Below are 24,708 nucleotides of genomic sequence, written 5' to 3'. Positions count from 1 at the left end.
ATGGGAAAGCGCCCTCAGCCACCCACCCTCACCGACCTGGCCCCTGACGGGCACGACGTGGCCGCGGACCCCTACCCCGTGTACACGGCCCTACGGGCCAAGGGTCCCGTGCACCGCGTCCTCGTCCCCGAGAGCGGGGAAGCGTGGCTGGTCGTCACACGTGACGCGGCGCGCGCCGCGTTGACCGATCCGCGCCTGCGCAATGACATCCGGCAGTCCTCCTCCTGGCGTGACGACGGCGGACACGCCATCGGACGCAACATGCTCCAGACCGACCCGCCCCAGCACACCCGCCTCCGCCGCCTGGTCGCAGGCCACTTCACCCCGGGGCGCATCACCGCCCTCCGTCCGCGGATCGAAGCCCTCGCCACCGACCTGCTCGCCGAACTCCCGCAGCATGGGACCGTCGACCTGGTCAGTGCCTACGCGCTGCCCCTGCCGGTCACCGTGATCTGTGAACTCCTGGGCATCCCCGCATCCGACCGAGCTGCTTTCCACACCTGGTCCAACGCGCTGGTCATGCCGGAGAACCCAGAGCGCGCGACCTCGGCGGCCACCGAACTGACCACCTATCTCGCCGAGTTGATCGAACACAAACGCCGCACACCGGACCCCGCCCTGCTCGGCATTCTCGCCACCGCCGACACCGCGACCGACGACGCTCCTCTGACCCGCGACGAACTCCTCGGCATGGCCTTCCTCCTCCTCGTCGCGGGCCACGAAACCACCGTCAACCTCATCTCCGGCACACTCCACGCCCTGCTCACCCACCCCGACCAACTCGACCTCCTCAGGGCCGAGCCTGAGCTGGCCGGCGCGGCCGTCGAGGAATCGCTGCGCTACAACTCCCCCGTACACGCAAGCGCGTTCCGCTTCGCCGCCGAACCGCTCGACATCGCCGGAACGCACGTCCCTGAGGGCGACGCCGTACTCATCTCCCTCGCCGCCGCCTCCCGGGACCCACTGCACTTCCCCGACCCGGACCGGTTCGACATACGCCGCGCGCCCAACAGTCACCTCGGCTTCGGTCACGGCCTCCACCACTGCCTGGGCGCGCCCCTGGCCCGCGCCGAAGCCGCCATCGCCCTCCGCCTGCTCCTCCACGACCGCCCCACCCTCGAGTTCGCCACGGACCCCACCACCCTTACGTGGCGCACCAGCACCCTGCTCAGAGGCCTGACCGCACTTCCCCTGCAGGTGGGCTGAACCACCAAGGACACCAACGTTGCCCGCACGTCACCGGGGCGCGTATCGAGTCACGATCAATCCGCCCTGTCCGTCCAGAGCGGGTGCTGCTGCATTCACCTCGCGCGAACGCCGCGCGCTCGCAGGCCGGCTGCACCGCCCAATGCCAAGGCCAAGCGGGAGCTCGGCTGGGAGCCGCGCTATCCGTCGTGGCGGCAGGGCTTCCGGGAGGGTCTCGTGTGACCCGGTCGGAGGAGGCGCCCCTCCGGGGTGGTCAGTGTGTCAGTGCTCTCGAGTCAGCCGACCAGCGTTTCGAAACCAGCCCGGTCGCAGTAGGCGGCCACCCTGGCTCCGCTGTCGTGCATGCGGTACACAACGGCCGCCTCGGTGTCACGCAGGATGTGACTGCCGCCCGTGTCCAGGTGCTCCCGGTCCAGTACCTTCGCCGCGTCGATCACCATCTGACCTGCGACGGAGTCGGCGTCAGGGGTGTCGACATCCTGCTGCCACTGGCCGAACTGGGCGCAGAACCGCTCCTGTTGGGCCGCAGCCCTCTTGGGGTCGGAGCTGTCGCCGAACGAGCACCCGGTGGTCAGGCCCAAGCAGAACGCCACCGCCCCGGCTACTGCCGCCATCCGTCCAAAATGAGATCCGCCCTGCCGTCCCCGCACCGCAATCCCCCAAGCCGTCCCACCGGCGTGGCATGCCCTGAAGGCAGACTGCACAGACGGCGGTACTGATCTTTTCGACAAGCCGGGCAGCATAATCGCACAGCGATCGCCCCGACCTGCCGCAGACTCAGACATACCTCGGGCCTACCGCGGATTCGGACTGACAGGAGAAGACACCACGATGCCTATCTACGCCGTGACCTACACCTACACGGATGACTCCGCGGCCCGCGATGCCGTTCGCTCCGCTCACCGGGAGTTCCTCGGTGTGCTCATCGAGCAGGGGATCAACCTCGTCTCGGGTCCCTTCGCCGAGGCGGAGGCGCCCGGCGCGCTGCTCTTGTTCCGCGCCGCCGACAAGGAGTCGGCGCTGGCTGCCACGGAGAAGGATCCGTTCCGCCTGAACGGGCTCGTCAGTGACGTCTCGGTCCGGGAGTGGATCCCGGTGCTCGGACCGCTCGCCGACCAGCTGTCCTGACGCCGTGTGCGGCCGCCACCGACCTGCGGTGACGGCCGCATCACTCCACCGGCCGGCCCAGCGCGATCCGGGCAACGACGGGCAAGTGGTCGCTGCCGGTCTCGGGCAGCGTACGGATATGGGTCACGGTCGCCGAGCGGGCCATCACCTGGTCGATCCGGACCACCGGGAACGTGGCGGGGAAACTGAACGCGAAGCCTCGTTGCGCCGTGTTCATGCGTGAGGTCAGCGGGGCCAACCCGCGGTCGTCGGCCGTGCTGTTGAGGTCACCCATGAGGATCACCGGCCTCAGCTTCTCGGCGGCGACAACCCGGCCCAACATGCCCGCGCTCTCGTCGCGCCACGCGGATCCGAGACCGCTCGCTCCGACGCGGACCGAGGGCAGGTGCGCGACGTACACCGCGATCTCGCCGTGCGGAGTATGGGCCACCGCTCGCAGCCCACGTTCCCAACTCTCCGTAATCCCCCGGGGTTTGATGTCCACCCTCCGGGAGTCGGTCAGCGGATGCTTCGACCAGAGTCCGACCGTGCCCCGGACCGCGTGGTACGGGTACTGCGGGGCGAGCGTCTTCTCGTAGACCGGCAGCGCCGCCGGGACCAGTTCCTCCAGCGCGATGAGATCGGGCCCGGCGTCTGCGAGGGAGCGCGCGGTACCCGCCGGGTCGGCGTTCTCGTCACTGACGTTGTGCTGCACCACGACCAGGTCGTGTGCGCCGGGTGTCGCCCCCGGCAACAGCAGCCCGCCGCAGAGGTACGTCCATGCCGCCACGGGCAGGAGCAGGGTCACCAGTGCGATGGCCGAACGGCGCAGCAGCGCCAGGACGAGCAGCACCACGACCACCAGGCCGAGCCACGGCAGGAACTGCTCCAGCAAACTGCCCAGGTGCCCCACGGAGTTGGGCACGGCCCGGTGGAAGGCCTCCAGTCCTGCCGTCACGGCGGCGAGCCCGGCGAGCACGCGCCCCCGTGCCCAGGGCGACCGATCCCACTTCACCGGATTCCTCCGAGGACGCTCCGGCCTTCGGGCCGGGGAGGAGTCGGACTCCTGCGGAGCGGGGCAGGGGAAGCTGATTCGCCGGCAGGGTGGATCGGCGTGTTCCCGTCGTGGTGGTGAGGCAGCCCCCGTTGGATCAGTGCTCTCAACTGTCAGTCCTCCCGGATAGGTTGTTGTTCATGACGATCGCGGCGCAGGAGACGGCAGGTGCCGGGCATGCCCGTTACACCTTCCGTCTTCGCGTGTCGCCCACCGCAGCTGCCGCCCTCGAAGCGGAATGGGCGCGGTGCCGGTGGCTGTGGAATGAGTGCTGCGCCCGCTCGAAGAGGGCGCACGCCGCGAACGAGAAGTGCGGTCCGGCCCGGCTGGACAAGATGCTGACCGAGGCGCGTGCCTGTATGGGCTGGCTGCGCGAAGGCTCCAGTGTTCCTCAGCAGCAGGTGATACGCGATTTCGCGAAGTCGCGGGCGAAGGCGCTGAAGGACATCAAGGCCGCCTTGCCGATGCGGCAGCGGGCCGGGATGCCCAAGTACAAGAAGAAGCACCAGGACGACTTGTCGCTGAACTACACCCAGAGGGGTTTTCGGCTCAAGGACGGCCGCCTGCACCTGGCAGGCGGTATTGCCGTGACGGTCGTGTGGTCGCGTGCCCTTTCCAGGCCACCCTCCAGCGTCCGCGTCTACCGCGACAGCACCGAAACTTGGTACGCGTCTTTCGTCGTCCCGGGCATGACCGAGACACTGCCGGGAACCGGCCGGGTGATCGGGATCGACTGGGGTGTGAAGGAGATTGCGACCACCACCAGCGACGACCACGACCTTGCTCACCCGCAGCACGGGAAGAACGCCGCCCAGCGCTTGGCGCACTATCAGCGGATGATGTCCCGGCGCAAGCCGAAGCGTGGATGCGCCGGATCGAAGGGCTACCGCGAGGCGAAGCGGCAGACGGCGAAGCTGCACAAGAAGGTGGCCCGGCAGCGTCAGGACACCGCCCGCAAGTGGGCCAAGAAGGTCGTCCGCGACCATGACGCCCTGGCCGTGGAGGACTTCCGGCCGAAGTTCCTCGCGAAGTCCACCATGGCGAAGAAGGCCGCTGACGCGGCGATCGGCGCGACCAAGACAGCCCTGGTGGAGATGGGCCGTAAGCACGGCCGGTCCGTGCACCTGGTGCACCCGGCGCACACCACGATGGACTGCGCAGACTGCGGAGCGAGAACCAAGCACGCGCTGCCTCTCTCAGAACGAACGTATACGTGCACCACGTGCGGGGTGTCCCGACCTCGGGACAAAAACTCAGCCCGTGTGATGCTCGTCCGGGCTGGTCTCTGTCCCGGCTAGTGCTGATCGTGTAAGACCTGTATCCCCGCCGGGGATCAGGCCACGTGAGCTAGGAATCCCCCTTAGCTGGGGGAGGTTTCAACACGGCTTCCCATCTGCTCGGCATCGCCTCTCAGGACGAGCCGTCGGACGGATCAGGTTCCCCATCCGCTCGTTGTTACGATCTTGTGCATGGACAGCGCAGACACCACCGTCGACGGCGAGGACGTGCGCCGGGTCGTCACTCTCGCCGTCGACGTCCTGAAAGGTGCCGATCCACAGGCATGGGAGGCCAAGGCGGGAACGCTCGAGTGGACCTGCTGGGAGACGCTGGAGCACCTGGCCGACGACCTGTTCACCTACGCGGCGAGGTTCGGGCTCGCGAAGCCGCCGACGGACACGCTGCTGCCGTTCCGGACGAGCAGTGACCGAAGTGGTGGGCCGGCGAACGTCATCTTCGTCGACCGGGCCGCGGGCCCCGACGGCCTCCTCATCGTCCTGGAGGCGTGCGGTGGCCTGATGGCGTCCGTCCTGCGCACGGCCCCGTCGACCACCGTTTCCTACCACGTCTTCGGGCCCTCGGACCCGGAAGGCTTTGCGGCGATGGCCGTGGTCGAGACTCTCGTGCACACCCACGACATCACTCAGGGACTGAACCGACAGTGGTCGCCGCCGAGGGAGGTGTGCGAGCGCGTCCTGCGGAAGCTCTTTCCTCACGTCACCATCTGCGGCGACGCCTGGGACAACCTGTTGTGGGCAACCGGGCGCACCGCACCGCCCGATCGCCCACGGCTCACCGAGTGGCGCTGGTACGGGACGCGGAGCGAGTAGTCCTCGCGCCGACTCGCTCGCGTCCCCGCGCCGCTCACGACCGTGTCGCGGTTCCGCACTCCGTGTCGTCGGCGCCCTGCATGCGCGCGTCCATCGAGGTGCTCCGGTCGTACGGGTCGACCTCGCGGTCGGCTCCCGGGCCGGTTGTCGTGCGCGCGGAGCGGAACTCCGGGACGTAGAAACCGGTGTCGTTGTCACAGCCGCCGTTGGCGGTGTCCGACGTGTACGAGACGAGGGAGAACGTCCCCGGCTCGGTGATCACCTTCGCCGGGTCGTCCCAGCTCATCACCACCTCGCGGCGCACGATCGTGCGCGCGACCTCGTCCCTTTCCTCCGTGGCGTGCGCGACCGGGTAGACGTACGTGACGTCGGTGGTCACCTCGACCGCACCGCGCTTGCCCTCCCGGTACGTGATCCGCCCGCGCGTTTTGACCACGTCCCCGACGAGACGGACCTTCTCCGTCGCGAAGCGGCTGAACAGCATCAGAGGATCGGAGTCCTTGCTCGGTGCGCGGAACGCGGTCGCCAGGTAGTCCTGGACGTCCTTCTGCTTCGGATTGATCAACGCGATCGCCTTCTCGGGCTGCTGTCCGAGCAGCACACCGGAATCCAGATTGGACGCGGCGAGAAAGTCCCGGGAGCTGTCGAGCGCCTGCGAGACCTGCGCCTCGCTCATCCAGCCGGTCGCCCGGGCCTCGGGGACGGTGATCCCCGCCGTTCCGTCACCCCATTGCGCCGCCGGTGATCCCCTGAACGGCTGCTGAAGGGTGGGTTGTTGGGCCGCCGACTCCGTCGCGGGCGGCTGGTCGGGACGTTCCGACTCCGCGGCGAGCGGGTTGTCGCCGCCTCCACCGCCGAACCAATCGGTCGCGCGCCCGGGATCCAGCGCCACGAACAGCATGCCCGCGGCGAGGAGCAGAGCGACCACGTACCAGCCCTTGCCGCGCCGCTGCCGGGCCGGCTGGTGAGTCCGCCACCCCTCGGGCCGGCGGGTCTCCTCCCGTAGCCGTCGCGTCACCATCCGGGCCCGGGCCGACGGTTCCTCGGGCGCACCCTGAGTTCCGGCCTCGGCCTCCCTCTGGAATCGCTCCCACTCCTCGTCCGATATGGACGCCTCACCCTTGCTCACGATCTGCTCCCCGCCCCTTCCACGGCACTTGACGCGGTGCTCCACCTTCACTGCGTCGAGTCGGCCGAGGGCATGGTTGCCGCCTCGGCGTCGCTGATCTTAAACCGTGTGCACGTGGGCGGGGTGCCTCGACGTACCGGTGCCGAGCCGTAGCCCGGCACCGGTACCCGGTCGCTACGGGCGGGGCTGCTGCTGGGTGACGCAGTGGATGCCGCCCCCGCCCGCTCCGAGGCTGTCGATGTTGAGCTGCTCGACGGTGCGGCCCGGGAACAGCCGCTGGAGTGCCGCCTTGGCCCCGGCGTCCGCGCGGGTGTCACCGAACTGGGCCGAGATCACCGCACCGTTGCACACGTAGTAATTGGCGTACGCGGCGACGAAGTTGACGTCACTCGACCGGATGCGGGAGTAGTCCGGGCCTTGGATCTTGGTGACCGCCATCGGGGTGCCGTCGGCGTCGGTGGACGTGGAAAGGATCTGGTACTGCTGGCGGGCGTCCTTCGACCAGGCGTCGGTGTCGGTGGCCAGGGGCATCTGGACGAGGCCGTCACCGGCGGCGAGGAAGCGGGAGGTGGCGTCGACGTGGTCGTCGGTGATGTCCCGCCCGGTCACGCCGTTGAACCAGATCACCTTCGATGCCCCGAAGGCGTCGCACATCGCGGCCTCGATCTGCGTGGTTGTCATGCCCGGGTTGCGGTTCTTGTTGACGAGGCTGCTCTTGGTGGCCATGAGCGTGCCGTTGCCGTCCGTCTCCACCGCGCCGCCCTCGCCGACGAAGTCGGCGGTGGTGAGCCGCACCCCGACCTCGGCCGCGATCCGCTCGGCGACCAGGGAGTCCTTCGCGTGGGTCTGCTTGTTGCCCCAGCCGTTGAAGTTCAGGTCCACGGCGTCGAGGCCGCCGGCCCCGTCGGTGCGGAAGACCGGCCCGCTGTCACGCATCCAGCAGTCGTCGACCGGGATGGAACCGATCACGGTGACGGCCGATCCGCAGGCGCTCCGGGCCTGCGAGACGCCGGCGGAGTTGGCGCACATGGTGACGGGTTCGTACTTGGCGATCGTCTTGGCGATGAGGGCGATGTTCGCCTGGACGCCGGCCAGCTTGCGGCCCCAGATGGCGGTGCTGTCGGGCCATGCCATCCACGTCCGGGTGTGCGGGACGGTGTCGAGCGGCACGGCGAAGCCAGTGCCGGCGGCCGGAACCGGGGTGGCGAGTGCCTTGCCGCCGCCGGTCGCGGCCCAGGCGGCGCCGGCTGCCGCCAGCCCCGTCGCGGCGAGGAAGTTCCTTCTGTTGAGAAGACGGTGGGACGGGATCTGAGGTGCGCGGTGGTCGTTCATCTGTGATCTCCGATCTGTTGTGTACGGATCTCTGGACGGTGGTCTCGGGGGCCCGGGGCTACAGCGCGCGGCGGGCCAGGGCGATGGCCTGCGGGTTCCATCCGGGGCGGGGGATCGACTCCAACAGCAGGCGTGTGTACGGGTGCTGGGGGCCGTCGAGGACTCGGGAGGTGGGTCCTGACTCGACGATCCGGCCCTGGCGCATGACGATCACGTCGTCCGTGACGCAGCGCACCACGCCGAGGTCGTGCGTGATGAAGAGGTAGGCGATGCCGGTCTGCTCGCGGATGTCGGCGAGCAGGTTGAGGATCTGCGCCTGCACCGACACGTCCAGCGCGGCGACGGCCTCGTCGAGTACGAGTACGGCCGGTTCGACCGCCAGTGCCCGCGCGATGGCCACCCTCTGACGCTGTCCGCCGGAGAGCTGCCGGGGCAGGGCGCCGGCCGCCCGGCTGCCGAGCCCGACCTGGTCGAGGAGTTTGTCGAGACGGCGCGAGTGGTCCCCGTCGGGAAAGTGGAGCCGCAGCGTTTCGCGCAGCGCCGCGTCGACGGTGATTCTCGGATCGAGGGAGAGGAACGGGTCCTGGAACACCATCTGGACGTCGCGGGCCCGCGCAAGCCGGGCCGCCCGGCCACGCGCCCGTACCGTCCGCGAAACGCCGCGCACCAGGACCTCGCCCGCGTCCGCGCGCTCCAGGCCCACGACGATGCGGGCGGTGGTCGTCTTGCCGGAGCCGGACTCGCCGACGATGCCGAGTGATCCGCCCACGCCGAGCGTGAACGAGACATCGTCCGCCGCCTGGACGCTGCGGTAGGAGCGGCTCACTCCGGTCACTTCGAGGACGGTCTCACTCATGGCCGGACTTCCCTTCGAGCCGTTCACTGTGGTGGCACGAGACGCGATGCCGCAGCTGCCCGTCCTCGTCGCCGACCGGCCGGTCGACGGGCGCCTCGTCCCGGCAGATGTCGGTGGCGTACGCACACCGGGGCGCGAACGGGCAACCCGTCAACTCCTGCCGCAGATCCGGCGGTTGGCCGTCGATCGCGGCCAGCCGTCCCTGCGGTGCGTCGAGGCGCGGCGTGGCCCCGAGAAGGGCGGCCGTGTACGGGTGCCTCGGCCGGTCGAACAGGGCGTCGGCGGGCCCGGTCTCGGCGATCCGGCCCGCGTACATCACGTAGACCCGGTCGCTGATGGTCGCGGCGAGACCCAGGTCATGGGTGACGAAGAGCAGGCCGGTGTCGAACTGTTCGCGCAGGTCACCGAGGAGGGCGACGACCTCGGCCTGGGTGGTGACGTCGAGAGCCGTGGTGGCCTCGTCGGCGAGGAGCAGTGCCGGGTCGCCCATCAACGCGGCCGCGATCATGACGCGTTGGAGCATGCCGCCGGACAGCTGGCCCGGATGGCGGCGCAGGACGTCGGGGGAGAGGCCGACCGCGGCGAGCATCTCCGCGGCGCGCCGGCCGGCCTCCTCGGTGCGCATCCCGGTGTTGAGGCGCAGGCTCTCGGTGAGGAAGTCGCCGATCCGGCGCAGCGGGTTGATGGCGGCCCGGGGGTCCTGGAAGATCATGGCGGCCGTGCCGGTGCGCAGCTCGCGCAGCCGTGGGGGCGTCATGGTGAGGACGTCGTCGCCGGAGACCCGTACGGTCCCCTCGGTCGTGGCCCCCGGCGGCAGCAGGCCCAGGATGCTGCGGGAGGTGAGGGACTTTCCGGAGCCGGACTCGCCGACCAGGGCGACCGTCTCCCCGGCGGCGATGGTGAGGTCGACGCCGTCGAGTACCGGCCGTGCGGTGTCCGGGAGTTGGAGCCGAAGCCCCTTGATGTCGAGGGCGGGCGGGATGTTGTTCATTTGTCCCTCCTGGCGACCTGGTCGGCCCAGCGTTCGCCGACCACGTTGAACGCGACGACCGTCAGCACGATCGCGGCGCACGGCAGGAACGCCGACAGGGGGTAGCCGCGCTGGATGGCGGTCTGGCCGTCGAAGACCATGCGGCCCCAGTCGGGCGTCAGCGCGGGCACACCGAGCCCGAGGAAGGAGAGGCCTGCGAGATCGATCAGGGCGTAGCCGAAGTTGATGGCGGACTGGGCGAGGACGACGGGCGCGATATTGGGCAGGACATGCCGCAGGCAGACCTGGAGCCCGGAGTGCCCCTGTACCGAATAGGCGCTGACGTAGGGGCGTTCGCGCTCGGTCAGCGCCAGGGAGCGGGTGAGCCGGCTGACGTACGGGAGGTAGGCGACGGCGAGCGCGATGACCGGGGCGAAGAGGCCCTCGCCGTACACGGAGACGACCAGGATCGCCAGGAGCATGCCGGGGAACGCGAAGACCAGTTCGGTGCTGCGGGACAGCACGGAGTCGAGCCAGCCGCCCCGCCAGGCGGCCGCGATCCCGATGGCGACTCCGGCGACGGTCGAGAAGGCGACCACGCCGAGCGGGCCGAGCAGGGAGGTCCGGGCGCCTGTTATCAGGCGGGACAGCGTGTCGCGGCCCGAGGCGTCGACGCCGAAGGGGTGGGCGGCGGACGTGCCCGCGAGCGCGTTCCCGAGGTCGGCCGCGTTGGGGTCGGCAGGGGCCAGCCAAGGGGCGAGCACGGCCGTCAGGACGACCAGACAGACGAAACCGAGGCAGAGCACGTAGAGGAGTGGACGGTTGGTGCGGAGCCGGGCGAGGCAGGGGCGGCGCAGAACGGCGACAGTCATGCGGCAGACCTCCCCGGGCCGAGGGAAATGCGCGGGTCGACCAGGGGGTGGACGAGGTCGACGACGAGGTTGACCGCCATGAACAGCCCGACCATGGTCAGCGAGATGGCCTGCACGGTGGGGAAGTCCTTGGTGGTGATGGACAGTTCGAGGAGCTGGCCGATGCCGCCGACACCGAACGCGGACTCCACGAGGACGGTGCACACCAGCAGGGTGGAGACGATCAGCCCGCCGGTGGTGAGCACGGTGCCGAGCGCGTTGCGGAACACATGCCTGCTGATCACATGTCGCTTCGGGATACCCCGGCTGAGGGCCACGGTGACGTGCTCCTGGCCGAGGACGTCGAGCATGGCGCTGCGGGTGACGCGGGCCAGCATGCCGATCAGATACAGGGAGAGGGCCACGGCCGGGAGGGTCAGATGCCAGAGCAGCTGCCCGAACCCTTCGCCGGTTCCTCCGGCGGGAAACCAGTGCAGCCGCACCGCGAACACACCTTGGAGCGCGACCGCGGCGACGAAGGACGGAGTGCCGACGGCGAGGGTGGTGGTGACCAGGATCGTGGCGTCGGTGGCGCCGCCGCGGACCGCGCCGATCCGGCCGAGGGCCAGGCCGATGACCACGACGAGGACCAGGGCCATCGTGACCAGGAGCAGGGTGCTCGGCAGCCGGTCGGCCAGGAGCCGGGACACGTCGGTGCGGTACGTGATCGAGCGGCCGAAGTCGCCGTGCAGCAGCTGGCCGAGCCAGCGGAAGTACCGCACGGCGAACGGGTCGTCGAGGTGGTACTGCTCGTTGACCGCCCGCAGCGCGTCCGGCGAGGCGGACCGCCCCGACAGGAGGAAGCTCGCCGGGCTGCCGGGCGCCAGATACATCGCACCGAAGATCACGAACGAGGCGCCGAGCAGGGTGGCGGCCATCTCGGCCAGCCTGCGCACCGTGAATTTGAGGAAGTTCATTGTGCGGCCCCGATGCCGGCGGCCCACGGGGAGTAGAGGTAGGAGATGGTGGTGGGGGCGCCGGTGATCCGCTTGTTGAGGAACAGGGCGGTGGGCCATTCGGCGACCGGGATCCACAGCACCTGATCGGCGGCCTTGCGCTGGAGCTCGGCCTCCTTCGTCAGCCGCTCGACCGGGTCGTCGGTGGCGCGGGCCCGGTCGACCAGGCGGTCGTAGGAGCGGTCGCTGTAGCCGGCGAAGTTCTGGTAGGCGCCCGTCCGGAAGTTGCCGAGCAGGTCCAGCGGATCGGTGATCGAGTCGTAGTACGTCTCGGGGAACATGTCGATGCCCTTGCGCGCCTGCGGGTCCGTGAACAGTGCGGTGAAGGCGTTGGGGGCGACGGTCTTGAGCTTGATGTCGAGCCCGATCTCGCTGCCCGCCGCCTGGACGGCCGTGGCGAGCAGTGACACGTCCTGCCCGATCGAGCTGGTGGCGACGGTGAGTGTCTTGCCGGTGGCGCCGGCTTCCTTGATGAGTTTCTTGGCCTTGTTGAGGTTCGGCTCGGCCGACGGGAGTCCGTCGAAGGCGGCCTTCCGTACCGACTCGGGGGCGGCGGCCCAAGCAGCCTTGGTCGTCAGGGAGTTGGTGACGGTGCCCGCGCCGCTCAGGCCCGTCTTGAGGAAGCCCCGGCGGTCCAGGGCGAGGGACAGCGCGCGCCGGACCCGGACGTCGCCGAGGGGGCCGCGCATGTTGGTGACGTTGACGTTGACGGTGCTGAGCCCCTCGCCGAAGTAGAGGGTCCCTACACCGCTGGAGCGCAGCGCGCCGTAGCTCTCGGTGGGGATCAGGTATCCGCCGTCCACCTCACCGCTGAGCATGGCCTTGGTGCGCGCGGAGGAGTCACTGAGGAAGCGGAACACCGCTTTCGCGGACTTGGCCTTCGTCCCCCAGTAGCGGTCGAATCGCCGCAGCTCGATCGACTGCCCCTTGTCCCACTTGCCGAGTTCGTACGGTCCCGTGCAGGCGAGCCCGTCAGAGGTGCCGTAGTCCCGGCCCGCGGCCTTGACCCCGGACCGGCTCGCCACCACTCCGGCGGCGGTCGCCATGTACTGGGGGAACTGCGAGTCGGGCCGCTTCAGCTTGACGGTGACCTGGAGCGGCCCGGTCCTGTCGAGCGAGGCGACGTTCTCGAAGACCTGCGCCCACGCCGCCCCGTTGTGCGGGTTCATCTGCCGGCCGAGGCTGAACAGGACGTCGTCGGCGGTCATGACGCGCCCGTCGTGGAAGCGCACGCCGTCGCGCAGGTCGTACACCCAGGTCAGCGGGTCGGGATGGGACGCCTTCCTGGCAAGGCCCGGCGCCAGTTTCAGGTCGGGCGTCCACCGCATCAGGCTCTCGCACACATTGGAGAGGATCATGTTCTGCGGGTAGTCGAACGCGGAGATGTAGTCGAGCGTCGGGGGTTCCGCATAGAGCGCCCATGTGAACGAGTCGATCTGGCCCTTCGCCCGTGGCGTGCTCGCGGACAGCCGGAAGTCGGTACCCGCGCCCGAGGCGCCGGTGCCCGGCGGTCCCGCGCACGCGGGCACGAGGAGGACGGCGGACAGGGTGGCGGCCAGCAGGGCCGGACGGCCGGCCCTGCGTCTTCCCGGCCTGGGTGGTGTGGTGTGCATCGGCGCGGTTCCTCTCCGTACGTACGTCGCCGAGGGTGAGGAACTGCTCAGGCGCGCGGACGCGCGGCGGGGACCTGCTGGGTGATGCAGTGGACACCGCCGCCGCCGTGGGCGATCACGCGCGCGTTCACGCCGACGACCTTGCGTCCGGGACAGGCCTCCGCGATGACTTCCAGGGCCTGCGCGTCCTGAGGCAGCCCGGCGACCGGGACGACCACGCCGCCGTTGGCCACGTAGAAGTTGAGGTAACCGACCTCGACCGGCTGTCCCTCGACCTCGACGAACGCGCTCTGCGGCAGATCGACGATCTCCAGCGTCCGGCCCATCGCATCGGGCGTGGCCTCGAGGACCGCCCGGTTGGCGCGCATCCGCGCGTAGTCGGGGTGCTCGGGATCATCGGGGAGCTGCACGACGACCTTGCCGGGGGCGACGAACGCGCAGACGCCGTCCACGTGACCGTCGGTCTCGGTGTCCAGGAGCCCGCCGTACGGCAGCCAGATCACCTTGGTGACACCGAGCCGAGCCTTGAGCTCCGCCTCGATCTCCGCCCTGGTCAGGCCCGGGTTGCGGTTGGGGTGGAGCAGACACTGCTCGGTGGTGATCAACGTGCCCTCACCGTCCACGGTGATCGCCCCGCCCTCCAGGATCATCTCCGAGCGGTCGGCCGGAACACCCAGCCGTTCGAGCAGCAGAGCGCTGATCCGGTCGTCGGCGTCGTACGGGTGGTGCTTGCCGCCCCAGGCGTTGAAGCGGAAGTCCACGCCGGCCCGGCGGCCGTCGGGGTCGAGCACGAACAGCGGCGCGGAGTCACGGAACCACGAGTCGTCCGTGGGCAGTTCGATCACCTCGACGTCGTCGCCGCACCGTTCGCGGGCCTCGGCTCCGTGGCCCGGCGGAGCGGCCATGGTCACGGGCTCGAACTCGGCGATGGCGCGGGCCACTTCGGCGTACTCACCCTTGACGGTCTCCAGGACGTCGCCCCACAGGTCGGGGCGGGTCGGCCAGGCCATCAGGCAGCGCTCGTGCTCGGTCCACTCGGCGGGCATGCGGAAGGTCATCAGTGTTCTCCCTATCCGGATTCATCCGGGTTCGCAGCAGTAGAGTATGACTGAAATTTCAGTCAGTTCATGGGAGCCGAAAATCTCGGCGGTTTTGCACCCGTTGGTCTCGGTGCGTCACAGGAAGTACAGGCGGTTGAGAGGCATTTCGGACGCCGGATCCGAGCGGACCGGCGACCCGTCCAGCGTGACGAGGCCGGTGTCGGCGTCGACCTGGACCTCGCCCAGGCGCGCGTTGTTCACCATGTCGGCCGGGCCGATCCCGCGGGTGCCGCGCACGGCCACCCGCCGGCGCCGGGTCGCCAGCGCGTCGTACGGCCGGCCGAAGGAGCCGGACTCGGCAGCGGCCCGGCTGACGAACGCCACCGACAGATCCGCCGCGGTCGCCCCGTGTCCGCCGAACAGCGGGCCTAGGACGAGCGGTTCGCATCGGTCGTCGGCCGCATTGGGATCGCCGGTCACCCCGTAGGCGGGGAAGCCCGCCTTGAGGACCATCTGCGGTTTGGCGCCGAACGAGTCGGGCCACCACAGCACGATGTCCGCGAGCTTTCCGCTCTCGATCGAGCCGACCTCGTGGGACAGGCCATGGGCGATCGCCGGATTGATGGTCAGTTTGGCGATGTAGCGCAGCACGCGCGCGTTGTCGTCGTCGTGTCCGTCGCCCTCCATCGGGCCGAGCTCGGCCTTCATCTTCCCTGCCACGGCGAAGGTGCGGCGCACGGTCTCCCCGGCCCGGCCCATGCCCTGGGCGTCGGACGAGGTGATGCCGATGACCCCGAGGTCGTGCAGTACGTCCTCGGCGCCCATGGTTCCCGCCCGGATCCGGTCCCGCGCCATGGCGGCGTCGCCCGGGAGATCCGGCTGCAGGGCATGCGCGCTGAAGATCATCCCGTAGTGCTCGGCGACCGCGTCCCGCCCGAAGGGGAGGGTCGGATTGGTCGAGGAGCCGATGACATTCCGTACGCCTGCCATCTTCAGCACGTTGGGCACATGACCACCGCCGCATCCCTCGATGTGGAAGGCGTGAATGGTGCGCCCTTCGAGGACGGCGAGGGTGTCCTCGACCGAGAGGCACTCGTTCAGACCGTCGGTGTGCAGGGCGACCTGGACGTCGTGCTCCTCGGCGACCCGGAGCGCGGTGTCGAGCGCCCTGGTGTGCGCGCCGAGGTCCTCGTGCACCTTGAAGCCGCAGGCGCCGCCCTCGGCGAGCGCCTCCACCAGGGGCGCCGGGTCGGAGGACGAACCCCGGCCCAGGAAGCCGATGTTGACCGGCCAGGCGTCGAAGGCGTTGAACGCGTGCCGCAGTGCCCAGGGCGAGTTGACCCCGACACCCCAACTGGGCCCGATCTCCTGCCCGATGATCGTGGTGACGCCGGAGGCGAGCGATGCCTCCATGATGCGCGGCGACAGCAGATGTACGTGCGTGTCGATCGCACCCGCCGTGGCGATCATGCCCTCTCCGGAGACGATCGTCGTCCCGGTGCCGACCACGACATCCACGTCGGCCAGGGTGTCCGGGTTGCCCGCGCGGCCGACGGAGGCGATGCGCCCCTCCCGGATGCCGATCGACGTCTTGCGGATGCCCTGCGCCGCGTCGATCACGAGCACGTTGCTGATGACGACATCGCAGGTCTCGCGGACGGCGGCGGCCTTCAGGTGCAGTCCGTCGCGGGCGGTCTTGCCGAAGCCTGCCAGGAACTCGTCCCCCGGGGCCTGCGAGTCGGACTCGACCCGTACGACGAGTCCGGTGTCGCCGAGGCGGACCCGGTCGCCGGCGCGTGGGCCGTGCACGGCGGCGTACTCCTGCGGATCGATGGTGGTGCTCACGATGAAGCCTCCTGGTCGTCGTCCGGCCTGGCGCCGAGATAGCCGCAGGCGGCCGCGCGGATCAGCGCGTCGCGGCGGGCGCCCGGCGCGTCCAGCGGTCCGTCGACCAGACCGGCGAACCCGATCACGACGCGGTCGCCGCCGATGGGGATGAGCCCGACCTCGCTCCGGGAGCCAGGCGCGAACCGGGTGGACGCTCCGGCCGGCATGGCCAGACGCATCCCGAAGGCGGCGGCCCGGTCGAAGTCCAGGCGGGGGTTGGCTTCGAAGAAGTGGAAGTGTGAGGTGACGCTGATCGGTACGGAGGCGGTGTTGCGGACGGTGACCGTCCGGACCGGAACGGGCTGCCCGGCCGGTGCCTCCGCCGCGGGCAGGACGGCGCCGGGCGCCTGCGCCCCCAGGCTGCCGCCGCCGAACGGATCGCTGACCACGGCCAGCCTGGTCCCGTCGTCGAACACCGCCTCGACATGGATCTCGGTGACCACATCGGGCACGCCGGGCAGGACGTCATCGGGCCCGAGGGCCTTGCGCGCGGCGGTGACGGCCTCCGCGAGGCGGGCGCCGTCACGGGCGGCCTCGCACACCGTGTCGGCGATGAGCGCGGTCGCCTCGGGCACGTTCAGGCGCAGGCCGCGGGCGCGTCGGGTGCGGGCCAGTTCGGCGGCGCCGAAGAGCAGCAGCCGGTCGCGCTCCGTCGGGGTCAGCCGCATACCGGCGGCTCCGCGGATCTGCCCTGGGCGGGCTCGTGGGCGGTGGCGTCGTCGAAGTGCATGGTGGTGTGTCGCTCTCTGTGGCGGTTCATCTGGTGCTGACCTGAAGATGCCACTGACTGAAAATTCAGTCAAGATGTGTGACGTGACTTCTACGAGCATTCGCCCGGCGGGGCCGCCGGACGCTCCGGCGGCCGTTCGTCAGGCGGTCTTGCGGTAGTAACGGACGGAGACCGTCACGGACTCGCTCGTCGTCGGGGCATCGATGAGATGCACGATCGCGATGTCCTTGCCGTTCGCGTCGCGGATGCAGAACGGACGCCATTCCTCCAGGTCATCGAACTTCAGCGTGGTCACCGGCTCGCTGTCGACTCCCTCCTCGCAGCCGCCGGGGGAGAGCGTGTCGTCGTAGGCGATGTAGGCGTCGCTGTCGTCGGGGAACTCGAATTCGTCGGCAGTGCGTGCCAGGTACCAGGCGGCGGTGGACTCGGGGGCGACCGTGCCGTTGCGGAGGTCGAACTCGTAGCTCGGGTCGGGTGAGGTCAGCTCGGTCTCGGCGTACACCTGCCGGTATCCGGCACCTGGCGAGGCGGCCGACTTCGAGGGCGGCGAAGAGTGCGGCCGCAACGGTGGGGCCGAGCCCCGGTCGCGCCCGCTGGGGCCGTTCGCCTCCGACGGGTCCCCGTTCGAGTCGCTCAGGCGGTAGGCCGTCGCTCCGGCCACCAGGACGGCCGCTGTCACCGTCGGTACGACCCAGCGCCGGCGCCTCCTGCGCCGGGGTGGCGCGGGTGGTGGTGCGGGCTGTGCGGTGACGGCGGTGTCCGTGCGGGCCGGGGCCGTGGGAGTGGCCGTCATCGTGGGCTGCGCATGTGACGGCTGCAGAGGTTCGGGCAGATCGCTGCGGCCGGCTATGTCGGCACGGATCGAGTGCGGCAGCCAGCCGTCGGTGAACCGCAGCTGCGCGCCCGCGGCCGGATGGTGGCGCACGGCCTCGATCAGGGCGCCGGCGGTGGGCCGATCCTCGGGGTTCTTCGCCAGGCACTGCCACAGCAGGTTCTGCAGTTCGGGCGGTACGTGTGTGAGGTCGGGCTGTTCGTGCACCACTCGGTACAGGGCCGCGGACTCGGGGCCGCCGCCGAAGGGTGGCGCGCCGCAGACCGCGTACACCGCGAGCGCCCCGAGCGCGAAGACGTCCGTTGCGGGGGTGGCGGCTCTGCCCAGGGCCTGCTCGGGGGCCATGAAGGCAGGTGTGCCGATCTGCAGGCCCGCGCTGGTGAGCGCGACGGCGTCGGCGGCTCTGGCGATGCCGAAGTCGATCACCCGTGGGCCGTCGGAGGCCAGCAGTACGTTGGCGGGCTTGAGGTCGCGGTGGACCACGCCGGCGGCGTGGATCGCCTGGAGCGCTTCGGCGATGCCGGCCATCAGCAGCAGCACCGTCGGAACGGGCAGCGGACCGTACCGGTGGACCACCTCGTGCAGCGACGGGCCCGGCACGTAGGCGGTGGCCAGCCAAGGTGTCGCGGCGTCGGTGCCGGAGTCGATCACCGGGGCCGTGTACAGGCCGTGGACGCGCTGCGTGTTCGTCACTTCCTGGGCGAACCGGTGGCGGAAGGCCGTGTCCCCGGCAAGCTCCGGGCGTACTGCCTTGAGGGCGACCGGCCGGCCTCCGGGTGTGAAGGCCAGGTAGACATGGCCCATGCCGCCCGAGCCGAGCCGGGCGCACAGCCGGTAGCCGCCGATCTCGTGCGGATCGTCCGCGGACAGGGCCTCGAAGGCGGGTGGCGCGGCGCGTCGGTCGGAGGTCATGCGGTGGCTCTCTCGGGGTGTGACGGACAGGGGGGTTGCGTGCGGCACGCGCGGGATAGGGGAGGGGATTGGACTGCATGGTGCCCGTGACTGAAGTTTCAGTCAATATGAGGTGAGGTTCAGCCGGCGAAAGCGGTTAGGGTAGGAATCGTGGGCGACCGTAGAACAGCGATCATGGAGGCAGCCGCGCGGGTCATCGCCCGCCGCGGAGTGCGCGGGCTGCGGGTGGAGGAGCTGGCCGCCGAGGCCGGGGTGTCCACCGCGCTCATCTACTACCACTTCAAGGACCGCGCCGGGATCCTGCGCCGGACCCTGGAGTTCATCAATGACCGCGCCGAGCGCTACACCACGGAGCGCGACGCGGACGCCGAGCCCCTGACCCCGCGTCAGGAGCTGGAGCGCACCCTTCTCCTGGAGCTCCAGGACGATCCGGTCGTACGCGAGAACAGCACCGCGTGGGGCGAGCTGCGCGCCAGCGCCATCTTCGACCCCGACCTGAGGGAAGACCTGGCCAGGGCGACGTTGGTCTGGGTGCAGGAAATCTCCGAACTGCTCGGCCAGGTACGGCCGATGGCCACCGTCACCACCCTCGCGACCTCCGCCGAGCGGCTGACGCTTCTGGTGGAGGGCATCAGCATGCGCTGGCTCAGCGGCATCCTCCCGCTGGAGCACGCCCGCGAGCTGATGCTGGACGCCGTCGACGCCGAACTGGGGCGGCTGGAGCGCAGGTAGGCGTTGCCCGCCCCGGCGGTGTGCGCAGGGCCGGCGCCCTGACCTGCTGGTTACAGTACGGGCGTGAGTACTCGACGCGCCAAACTGCTGGAAGCCACCTGCCGAGTGATCGCCCTGCGGGGAGTGAGAGGACTGCGGGTCGAGGAGGTCGCCGCCGAGGCGGGTGTGTCCAAGACCCTGATCTACTACCACTTCCGCGACCGGTCGGGCCTGGTCACGAGCGCGCTGGAGTACGTCAACGACCGGGCCGAAGGGTATGCGGGCGTCTCCGACGACGATGACGCCCCCGTCCGTGAGCTGCTGCTCCGGCTGCTGGTCGGGGAGTTCCAGGACGACCGCGCAGTGCGGGAGAACTCCGCGGTATGGGGCGAGGTGCGAGCGGCGGCCACCTTCGACGAGGGACTGCGGCCGGTCCTGGCGACGCTGACCGAACGCTGGCTCGTCGAGCTGGCGGAGGTGATCGAGGACGGTCAGGACGAGGGTGACATCCCGGCCTCGGTGGACTCGCGCGCCGCCGCGGTCCGGCTGACCTCGCTGGTGGAAGGGCTGAGCGGGCGCTGGCTCGCCGGCCTGCTCACCACCGCCGAGGCCAGGTCACATGTGGCCGCCGCTCTGGAGCGCGAGCTGCTGCCCGATCCGCGGGGCTGATCCGCAGAGCTGATCCACTGGACCGTACGAAGCGTCGAGCCTCCCCGGTCGCTGGATGCGCAGAGCCCGGCGTGGCTCTTTGACTGAAAATCCAGTCAGTGTCACAATGAGGGCATGGTGACACCGGGCCGCTCGGCTCGCTCCCTGCCCGGGTCGCGTCCTGCGACCCGGCGGTACGGGTGAGTGCGGCAGCCGCGTAGGCGCCGCAGGCCGACGGCTCCCGTCAGGGCGTGGGCGAACGGTGATCGCCGTAGAGGCATCCGGCCCGTTCCATGCCAGGCCCAGGCAGGTTCCCTGTCGCCGACCGCCGCTCCCTGGCGATTCCTGAGCCTCAACAGCCGCTCACTACACAGCACTTGATGTGGAGCCCCCATGAACGAACCTCCCCTGGGCAGGCGTCTGCTCGACGCGGTCTTCGGGGCGAGCCCCTCGCGTCAGGCCGGCTACGACAACACGGCCGATGACGGATGGCACGTACCGGCGGACGATGTTCCGCACGTGCGGACCTGGATGTCCTGGCCGGCGAGCAGATCCATCTGGGGCCGCCAGCTGTCCGGAGTCCAGCAGGACATCGCCCTCATCGCCCGCACGGTCGCCGCCTACGAGCCCGTCATCATGTGTGCCCCGGACGAGGACACCGCAGAGGACGCCCGGGCTGCCTGCGGGCGGGACGTGACCGTCATCACCTCGATCCCCACCGACGACCTCTGGATGCGCGACACCTGCGCCGTCTTCCGGCGCGACGGCCGGGGAAACCGTGACGCCGTAGGCCTCAACTTCAACGGATGGGGTCACAAGCAGACCCATCGAGACGACGCCGCCGTGGCCGAGTGGGTCGCCGAATTCAATGAACTCGACTTCGCATGGGCGGACTTCGTCGGCGAAGGCGGATCGATCGAGACCGACGGTGACGGGACGGTGATGGCCACCGAGAGCAGCCTCGTCAACAAGAACCGCAACCGCGGAATGAGCCGGACGGAAATCGAGGAGGCCGTACTGCACGCGTACGGCGCGGAAAAGATGATCTGGGTCCCCGGTGTCCGCGGCCGGGACATCACCGACAACCACATCGACGTCACGTCCCGCTTCATCCGTCCCGGCGTCGTCATGGTGCAGATGCCGCCCGACGACAGGGGGGACGTCTGGGCCCGCGACGCGCGCGAACAGTTCGCGATCATGTCCGGTGCGACCGACGCCCGGGGGAGGAGACTCCAGGTCATCCAGGTCGATGGCCCCGACACCGTCCGCTCGCGCAGCTCTCAGTTCGTCGACTCGTACCTCAACTTCCATGTCGTCAACGGGGCTGTCATCACAGCGCAGTTCGGGGACCGGGCGAAGGATCACGCCGCCCGCCAGGCCCTCTCCGACGCGTTCCCGGGGCGCGAGGTGATCCAGCTCGACGTCGACCGCCTCATGGGCGGAGGCGGCGGCATCCACTGCTCCACCATGCACGAACCCGTGCCGTAGGCCCCACATGCACGCAGGTAACTGAAAACGCATCCAGATATCTAAAGAAGCGCAGATACCTGAAAACACGCCCAGGCAGCCGAAAAGGCAACCGGCGTCGGATATTTTCTGTCCCCAGGGCTCCATGATTCAGGATCCAGTAATCCTGAAGTGGCCCGTCAGCTGAATTCCGGAGTTCTCAGTGCCCCATCCCCCCATGTCCCGTCGCAGCGCGCTGCGTTCCTTCGCCGGCCTGGGCGCGCTCGCCCTCGGAGCCGCGGCCTGCGGTCCCGGCGACGAACTGGCCTCCTCCCCGTCCTCGTCCTCCGGGAGTGGTGCGAGGCCGTCGGGCCGCAGGTTCGGAGCGGAGTGGGACAGCCACACCCGCACGTTCATGTCCTGGCCCGCACTGGAATCGGTGTGGTTCGAGGATCTGCCCGCCGTGCGCGCGGACATCGCTCGCGTGGCGCGGGCCGTGGCGGAGTACGAGGCGGTGGTACTCATGGCGCGGCCGGAACAGGTCGACGCCGCCCAGCGGGCCTGCGGTTCCCAGGTCGAGGTCATCCCCCTCGAGGTGGACGACCTGTGGGCGCGCGACATCGTCCCGGTGTTCGTCGAGGAGCCCGACGGCCGTCTGCTGGGTGTCGACTTCAACTTCAACGGCTGGGGCGACAAGCAGGAGCACCGCAACGACGCGCAGGTCGGCCGGCTCCTGCTGGCGAAGTACGACATCGCCCGCTCGAAGGCCCCGCTCGTCGCCGAGGGCGGCTCCTTCGAGACCGACGGCGAGGGCACCCTGCTCGTGACCGAGAGCTCGGTGGTCAACAAGAACCGCAATCCCGGAAAGAGCCGTGACCGGATCGAGGCCGAGCTCAAGAGCACTCTGGGCGTCGAGAAGGTGCTCTGGCTGGCCGGAGTGCGCGGCCAGGACATCACCGACGCGCATGTCGACAGCCTCGTCAGGTTCACCGCGCCGGGGGTCGTTCTCGTGGACCAGGCGTTCCCCGGCAGCCCGCCGGATGTCTGGTCGCGCTCGGCGGACCAGGCCAGGTCGGTCCTCAAGAAAGCCACGGACGCCCGCGGCAAGCGCCTGGAAGTCATCGACCTGCCCCAGCCGGACCTCGACAGGATCACCGGCACCGGCGACGACTTCGTGTCGACGTACGCGAACTTCTACGTCGCCAATGGCGCGGTGTTCATGCCGCGCTTCGGTGACACCCGGGCCGACGACCGCGCGAAGGGGATCCTCCAGGACCATTTCCCGACGCGCGACATCGTGCCCGTGAAGATCGACACGATCGCGGGTGGCGGCGGCGGAATCCACTGCTCGACCCACGACCAGCCGGGGAAGCCGGCCGCGTAACCCCACCCCACGCACGGGGCCGCCAGGTCAGGGACGAGCTGTCGCACGCCGAGCGGCAGACGGCGGCTCGATTCCTGCCTGGTGGCTCCGGTGGCTCGGGCAGGTCGGGCCGCTCCGGCAGCTCTCGCGGGCGCCTCCGTCGTCGCGGTCCGTGAGGTGACCGTCGTCCTGGCGGGCGTCAGGGCCGAGGTGCCCGTCGGGGTGCGGCCGCCTCCTGAACATGGCGTAACGACGATGCGGCTGCCGTTGTACCGCGAACGCATTTCCGGTGACCCCTTGACGTCCAGCAACCCTCCGCTATTAGATCTCCCCTATTGGGCATGCGGCCAATAGAGCCGATCGGTCATGCCGTGACGCTCAAAGGGAGGACGCGATGGCGACCAGGGACCTGACAGCCACCGTCGGCAGTGACGCGGCTACGACCGTGGAACAGGCCGGACAGCTGGAAGCGCACGGGATCGACTACATCCCGGAGGAGGAGCGGCACGGCCGACCCCGGGAGCTGTTCGCGGTGTGGGCGGCGCCCAACGTGAGCTACCTGAGCCTCGTCGTGGGTGCGGCGCTGGTCCTGATGGGCCTCACCCTCGGACAGGCGCTGGCGGTGATCGTCGCCGGCAACCTGCTGTGGGCGCTCACCGGAGTCCTGGCCGTCAGCGGGCCGGCCGCGGGCACGACGGGCTCGGTCGTCTCCCGTGCCATGTACGGAGTCCTCGGGAACAAGGCCGTCATCGCGCTCACGGGCTGGCTGATCTCCGCCGCCTATCTGGCGCTGAACTGGTCCGCAGCCTCGGTCGCCGCGTTCGGGCTCGCCCGGCGGCTCGGCGCTCCCGACAGCCCCGTGCTCGACGGCGTCATCATCTGCGGCATCGCCGCGGCCACCCTCGTGGTCAGCGTCTACGGCCACGCCACGATCGTGCGGCTGTACTCCGTGCTGAGCGTCGCCCTCACCGTCGTGTTCGTCGTCGTGAGCGGCTACGTACTGGGGCACACCGACTGGTCCTACCGGCCCGCCGAGTCACTGCACGGCGCCCAGCTCTGGGTGACGCTCGTCGGCGGCTTCGCGATCATCGCGTCCACCCCGCTCTCGTACAGCAACAGCCCTGACCTGGCACGATATCTGCCGCGCGACAGCAAGCCGATGGCGGTGGCGGGGTGGACGGCGCTCGGGGCCTTCCTGCCGAGCGTGGTCTTCACCGGCGTCGGTGCCCTGGCCGCGACCACGCTCGACATGAGCGACCCGGAGGCGGCGCTCGAGGGGATCCTCCCGAGCTGGTTCATCCCGGTGTTCGTCATCGCGGTCGTCCTCAACACGGTCGCCAACAACGGCCTGACCGCGTACAGCGCGGGTCTCACCCTCCAGTCCATCGGCGTGCGTCTCGGCCGGATCCGAGCCGTGCTGATCATCGGCATCCTGGCCACGGCGATGACGCTGTACGCCCTCCTCGTCTTCGACTTCCTGACCAGCGTGAACACCATGCTCGAACTCGTGGTCGTGGTCACTGGACCCGCCGTCGGCGTGTATGTCGCCGACATCTGGATCTGCCGCAACCGTTACGACGGCCCGCAGCTCCTCGACGAGCGGCGCGGCAGCCCGTTCTGGTACGACGCGGGCGTGCACCGGGCGGGAGTGGCGGGTTTCCTCGCCGGTGCTCTCGCCGGAGTCCTGAGCGTGAGTACGAGCTTCTGGACCGGCCCCGTCTCGTCGTTGCTCGGCGGCGCGAACCTGTCCCTCGTCGCGGGACTCGTGGTCTCCGCCGTCGTGTACGGGGCGTTGGGGCGCACCCGGCGCCGCGCGGTGACCCGTGAAGCGGGCGCGTGACCGACGCGCGGCAGTTGCGTCCCCACGTCCCGACATCCCCACACCCTCCGAGGAGAA

At 69.9% G+C, this 24,708-nt stretch carries 21 protein-coding genes and 1 pseudogene; 9 read left to right on the top strand and 13 right to left on the bottom strand.

Annotated elements, in window-relative coordinates:
* On the top strand, positions 1 to 1,206 hold the full coding sequence (locus ACWFR4_RS32285; protein ID WP_453655686.1) for a cytochrome P450 family protein: 1,206 nt from the start codon (positions 1 to 3) through the stop codon (positions 1,204 to 1,206).
* 275 nt (positions 1,207 to 1,481) lie between these two features.
* Here the strand turns inward: ACWFR4_RS32285 and ACWFR4_RS32280 are convergent, their stop codons facing one another.
* The gene (locus tag ACWFR4_RS32280; RefSeq protein WP_453655685.1) at positions 1,482 to 1,820 is read right to left on the bottom strand and encodes a hypothetical protein; all 339 of its coding nucleotides are present in this window, start codon (positions 1,818 to 1,820) and stop codon (positions 1,482 to 1,484) included.
* A gap of 217 nt (positions 1,821 to 2,037) precedes the next feature.
* Between ACWFR4_RS32280 and ACWFR4_RS32275 the strand changes: the two genes are divergently transcribed.
* Positions 2,038 to 2,334, top strand: a complete 297-nt coding sequence (locus ACWFR4_RS32275) for a YciI family protein (protein WP_453655684.1) — start codon at positions 2,038 to 2,040, stop codon at positions 2,332 to 2,334.
* Positions 2,335 to 2,374: 40 nt separating this feature from the next.
* On the opposite strand, the gene ACWFR4_RS32270 is transcribed toward ACWFR4_RS32275, so the two are convergent.
* On the bottom strand, positions 2,375 to 3,328 hold the full coding sequence (locus tag ACWFR4_RS32270; RefSeq protein ID WP_453655683.1) for an endonuclease/exonuclease/phosphatase family protein: 954 nt from the start codon (positions 3,326 to 3,328) through the stop codon (positions 2,375 to 2,377).
* A gap of 179 nt (positions 3,329 to 3,507) precedes the next feature.
* On the opposite strand from ACWFR4_RS32270, the pseudogene ACWFR4_RS32265 reads away from it, so the two are divergent.
* Positions 3,508 to 4,696: pseudogene (locus ACWFR4_RS32265) on the top strand (RNA-guided endonuclease InsQ/TnpB family protein); the annotation flags it as partial.
* A 140-nt stretch (positions 4,697 to 4,836) separates the two neighbouring features.
* A complete protein-coding gene (locus ACWFR4_RS32260) occupies positions 4,837 to 5,475 on the top strand; it encodes a hypothetical protein (protein WP_453655682.1) in 639 nt (212 codons plus the stop codon).
* A 34-nt stretch (positions 5,476 to 5,509) separates the two neighbouring features.
* On the opposite strand, the gene ACWFR4_RS32255 is transcribed toward ACWFR4_RS32260, so the two are convergent.
* The 11 genes from ACWFR4_RS32255 to ACWFR4_RS32205 form a co-directional block, all read right to left on the bottom strand.
* Positions 5,510 to 6,604 carry a hypothetical protein gene (locus ACWFR4_RS32255; RefSeq protein WP_453655681.1) on the bottom strand — a complete coding sequence of 365 codons (1,095 nt, stop codon included), beginning with the start codon at positions 6,602 to 6,604 and terminating at the stop codon, positions 5,510 to 5,512.
* Positions 6,605 to 6,778: 174 nt separating this feature from the next.
* Positions 6,779 to 7,936 (bottom strand): agmatine deiminase family protein, encoded by a 1,158-nt coding sequence (locus ACWFR4_RS32250; RefSeq protein WP_453655680.1) that lies wholly within the window; start codon positions 7,934 to 7,936, stop codon positions 6,779 to 6,781.
* A gap of 58 nt (positions 7,937 to 7,994) precedes the next feature.
* Positions 7,995 to 8,792, bottom strand: a complete 798-nt coding sequence (locus ACWFR4_RS32245) for an ABC transporter ATP-binding protein (RefSeq protein ID WP_453655679.1) — start codon at positions 8,790 to 8,792, stop codon at positions 7,995 to 7,997.
* Complete coding sequence (locus ACWFR4_RS32240) at positions 8,785 to 9,783, bottom strand: ABC transporter ATP-binding protein (RefSeq protein WP_453655678.1); 999 nt, start codon at positions 9,781 to 9,783, stop codon at positions 8,785 to 8,787. The genes ACWFR4_RS32245 and ACWFR4_RS32240 overlap by 8 nt, the downstream gene beginning before the upstream one ends.
* Positions 9,780 to 10,634: an ABC transporter permease gene (locus ACWFR4_RS32235; RefSeq protein ID WP_453655677.1), complete on the bottom strand. Its 855-nt coding sequence runs from the start codon at positions 10,632 to 10,634 to the stop codon at positions 9,780 to 9,782. The genes ACWFR4_RS32240 and ACWFR4_RS32235 overlap by 4 nt, the downstream gene beginning before the upstream one ends.
* Positions 10,631 to 11,590 carry an ABC transporter permease gene (locus ACWFR4_RS32230; RefSeq protein ID WP_453655676.1) on the bottom strand — a complete coding sequence of 320 codons (960 nt, stop codon included), beginning with the start codon at positions 11,588 to 11,590 and terminating at the stop codon, positions 10,631 to 10,633. Before ACWFR4_RS32230 ends, ACWFR4_RS32235 begins: the two co-directional genes overlap by 4 nt.
* Positions 11,587 to 13,242 (bottom strand): ABC transporter substrate-binding protein, encoded by a 1,656-nt coding sequence (locus tag ACWFR4_RS32225; RefSeq protein ID WP_453655675.1) that lies wholly within the window; start codon positions 13,240 to 13,242, stop codon positions 11,587 to 11,589. The genes ACWFR4_RS32230 and ACWFR4_RS32225 overlap by 4 nt, the downstream gene beginning before the upstream one ends.
* Positions 13,243 to 13,289: 47 nt before the next feature.
* Positions 13,290 to 14,300, bottom strand: coding sequence for an agmatine deiminase family protein (locus tag ACWFR4_RS32220; protein WP_453655674.1), 1,011 nt, complete (start codon positions 14,298 to 14,300; stop codon positions 13,290 to 13,292).
* A 117-nt stretch (positions 14,301 to 14,417) separates the two neighbouring features.
* A complete protein-coding gene (locus ACWFR4_RS32215) occupies positions 14,418 to 16,127 on the bottom strand; it encodes an urease subunit alpha (protein WP_453655673.1) in 1,710 nt (569 codons plus the stop codon).
* The gene (gene ureA, locus ACWFR4_RS32210; protein ID WP_453655672.1) at positions 16,124 to 16,837 is read right to left on the bottom strand and encodes an urease subunit gamma; all 714 of its coding nucleotides are present in this window, start codon (positions 16,835 to 16,837) and stop codon (positions 16,124 to 16,126) included. The genes ACWFR4_RS32215 and ureA overlap by 4 nt, the downstream gene beginning before the upstream one ends.
* A gap of 201 nt (positions 16,838 to 17,038) precedes the next feature.
* Positions 17,039 to 18,643: a serine/threonine-protein kinase gene (locus ACWFR4_RS32205; protein ID WP_453655671.1), complete on the bottom strand. Its 1,605-nt coding sequence runs from the start codon at positions 18,641 to 18,643 to the stop codon at positions 17,039 to 17,041.
* Positions 18,644 to 18,817: 174 nt separating this feature from the next.
* Between ACWFR4_RS32205 and ACWFR4_RS32200 the strand changes: the two genes are divergently transcribed.
* The 5 genes from ACWFR4_RS32200 to ACWFR4_RS32180 all read left to right on the top strand — a co-directional run bounded on the left by ACWFR4_RS32200 (position 18,818) and on the right by ACWFR4_RS32180 (position 24,651).
* Entirely contained in the window at positions 18,818 to 19,375 is a 558-nt protein-coding gene (locus ACWFR4_RS32200) for a TetR/AcrR family transcriptional regulator (RefSeq protein ID WP_227300213.1), read from the top strand.
* Between the two features lie 63 nt (positions 19,376 to 19,438).
* Positions 19,439 to 20,023, top strand: coding sequence for a TetR/AcrR family transcriptional regulator (locus tag ACWFR4_RS32195; protein WP_453655670.1), 585 nt, complete (start codon positions 19,439 to 19,441; stop codon positions 20,021 to 20,023).
* 372 nt (positions 20,024 to 20,395) lie between these two features.
* Entirely contained in the window at positions 20,396 to 21,490 is a 1,095-nt protein-coding gene (locus ACWFR4_RS32190) for an agmatine deiminase family protein (RefSeq protein WP_453655669.1), read from the top strand.
* A gap of 196 nt (positions 21,491 to 21,686) precedes the next feature.
* Complete coding sequence (locus ACWFR4_RS32185; RefSeq protein WP_453655668.1) at positions 21,687 to 22,832, top strand: agmatine deiminase family protein; 1,146 nt, start codon at positions 21,687 to 21,689, stop codon at positions 22,830 to 22,832.
* 373 nt (positions 22,833 to 23,205) lie between these two features.
* Entirely contained in the window at positions 23,206 to 24,651 is a 1,446-nt protein-coding gene (locus ACWFR4_RS32180; protein ID WP_453655667.1) for a purine-cytosine permease family protein, read from the top strand.
* The last annotated feature ends 57 nt before the right edge of the window (positions 24,652 to 24,708 follow it).

This window comes from Streptomyces sp. NPDC055140, from assembly GCF_053607285.1.
Note: the sequence above shows the minus strand (reverse complement) of the source record. Positions and strands in the feature narration are given on the sequence as shown.

Coding starts and splice junctions, on each gene's coding strand:
- ACWFR4_RS32285 (WP_453655686.1), top strand. CDS start 1: ATGGGAAAGCGCCCTCAGCCACCCACCCTCACCGACCTGGCCCCTGAC.
- ACWFR4_RS32280 (WP_453655685.1), bottom strand. CDS start 1,820: ATGGCGGCAGTAGCCGGGGCGGTGGCGTTCTGCTTGGGCCTGACCACC.
- ACWFR4_RS32275 (WP_453655684.1), top strand. CDS start 2,038: ATGCCTATCTACGCCGTGACCTACACCTACACGGATGACTCCGCGGCC.
- ACWFR4_RS32260 (WP_453655682.1), top strand. CDS start 4,837: ATGGACAGCGCAGACACCACCGTCGACGGCGAGGACGTGCGCCGGGTC.
- ACWFR4_RS32250 (WP_453655680.1), bottom strand. CDS start 7,936: ATGAACGACCACCGCGCACCTCAGATCCCGTCCCACCGTCTTCTCAAC.
- ACWFR4_RS32245 (WP_453655679.1), bottom strand. CDS start 8,792: ATGAGTGAGACCGTCCTCGAAGTGACCGGAGTGAGCCGCTCCTACCGC.
- ACWFR4_RS32240 (WP_453655678.1), bottom strand. CDS start 9,783: ATGAACAACATCCCGCCCGCCCTCGACATCAAGGGGCTTCGGCTCCAA.
- ACWFR4_RS32235 (WP_453655677.1), bottom strand. CDS start 10,634: ATGACTGTCGCCGTTCTGCGCCGCCCCTGCCTCGCCCGGCTCCGCACC.
- ACWFR4_RS32230 (WP_453655676.1), bottom strand. CDS start 11,590: ATGAACTTCCTCAAATTCACGGTGCGCAGGCTGGCCGAGATGGCCGCC.
- ACWFR4_RS32225 (WP_453655675.1), bottom strand. CDS start 13,242: ATGCACACCACACCACCCAGGCCGGGAAGACGCAGGGCCGGCCGTCCG.
- ACWFR4_RS32220 (WP_453655674.1), bottom strand. CDS start 14,300: ATGACCTTCCGCATGCCCGCCGAGTGGACCGAGCACGAGCGCTGCCTG.
- ureA (WP_453655672.1), bottom strand. CDS start 16,837: ATGCGGCTGACCCCGACGGAGCGCGACCGGCTGCTGCTCTTCGGCGCC.
- ACWFR4_RS32205 (WP_453655671.1), bottom strand. CDS start 18,643: ATGACCTCCGACCGACGCGCCGCGCCACCCGCCTTCGAGGCCCTGTCC.
- ACWFR4_RS32200 (WP_227300213.1), top strand. CDS start 18,818: ATGGAGGCAGCCGCGCGGGTCATCGCCCGCCGCGGAGTGCGCGGGCTG.
- ACWFR4_RS32190 (WP_453655669.1), top strand. CDS start 20,396: ATGAACGAACCTCCCCTGGGCAGGCGTCTGCTCGACGCGGTCTTCGGG.
- ACWFR4_RS32185 (WP_453655668.1), top strand. CDS start 21,687: ATGTCCCGTCGCAGCGCGCTGCGTTCCTTCGCCGGCCTGGGCGCGCTC.
- ACWFR4_RS32180 (WP_453655667.1), top strand. CDS start 23,206: ATGGCGACCAGGGACCTGACAGCCACCGTCGGCAGTGACGCGGCTACG.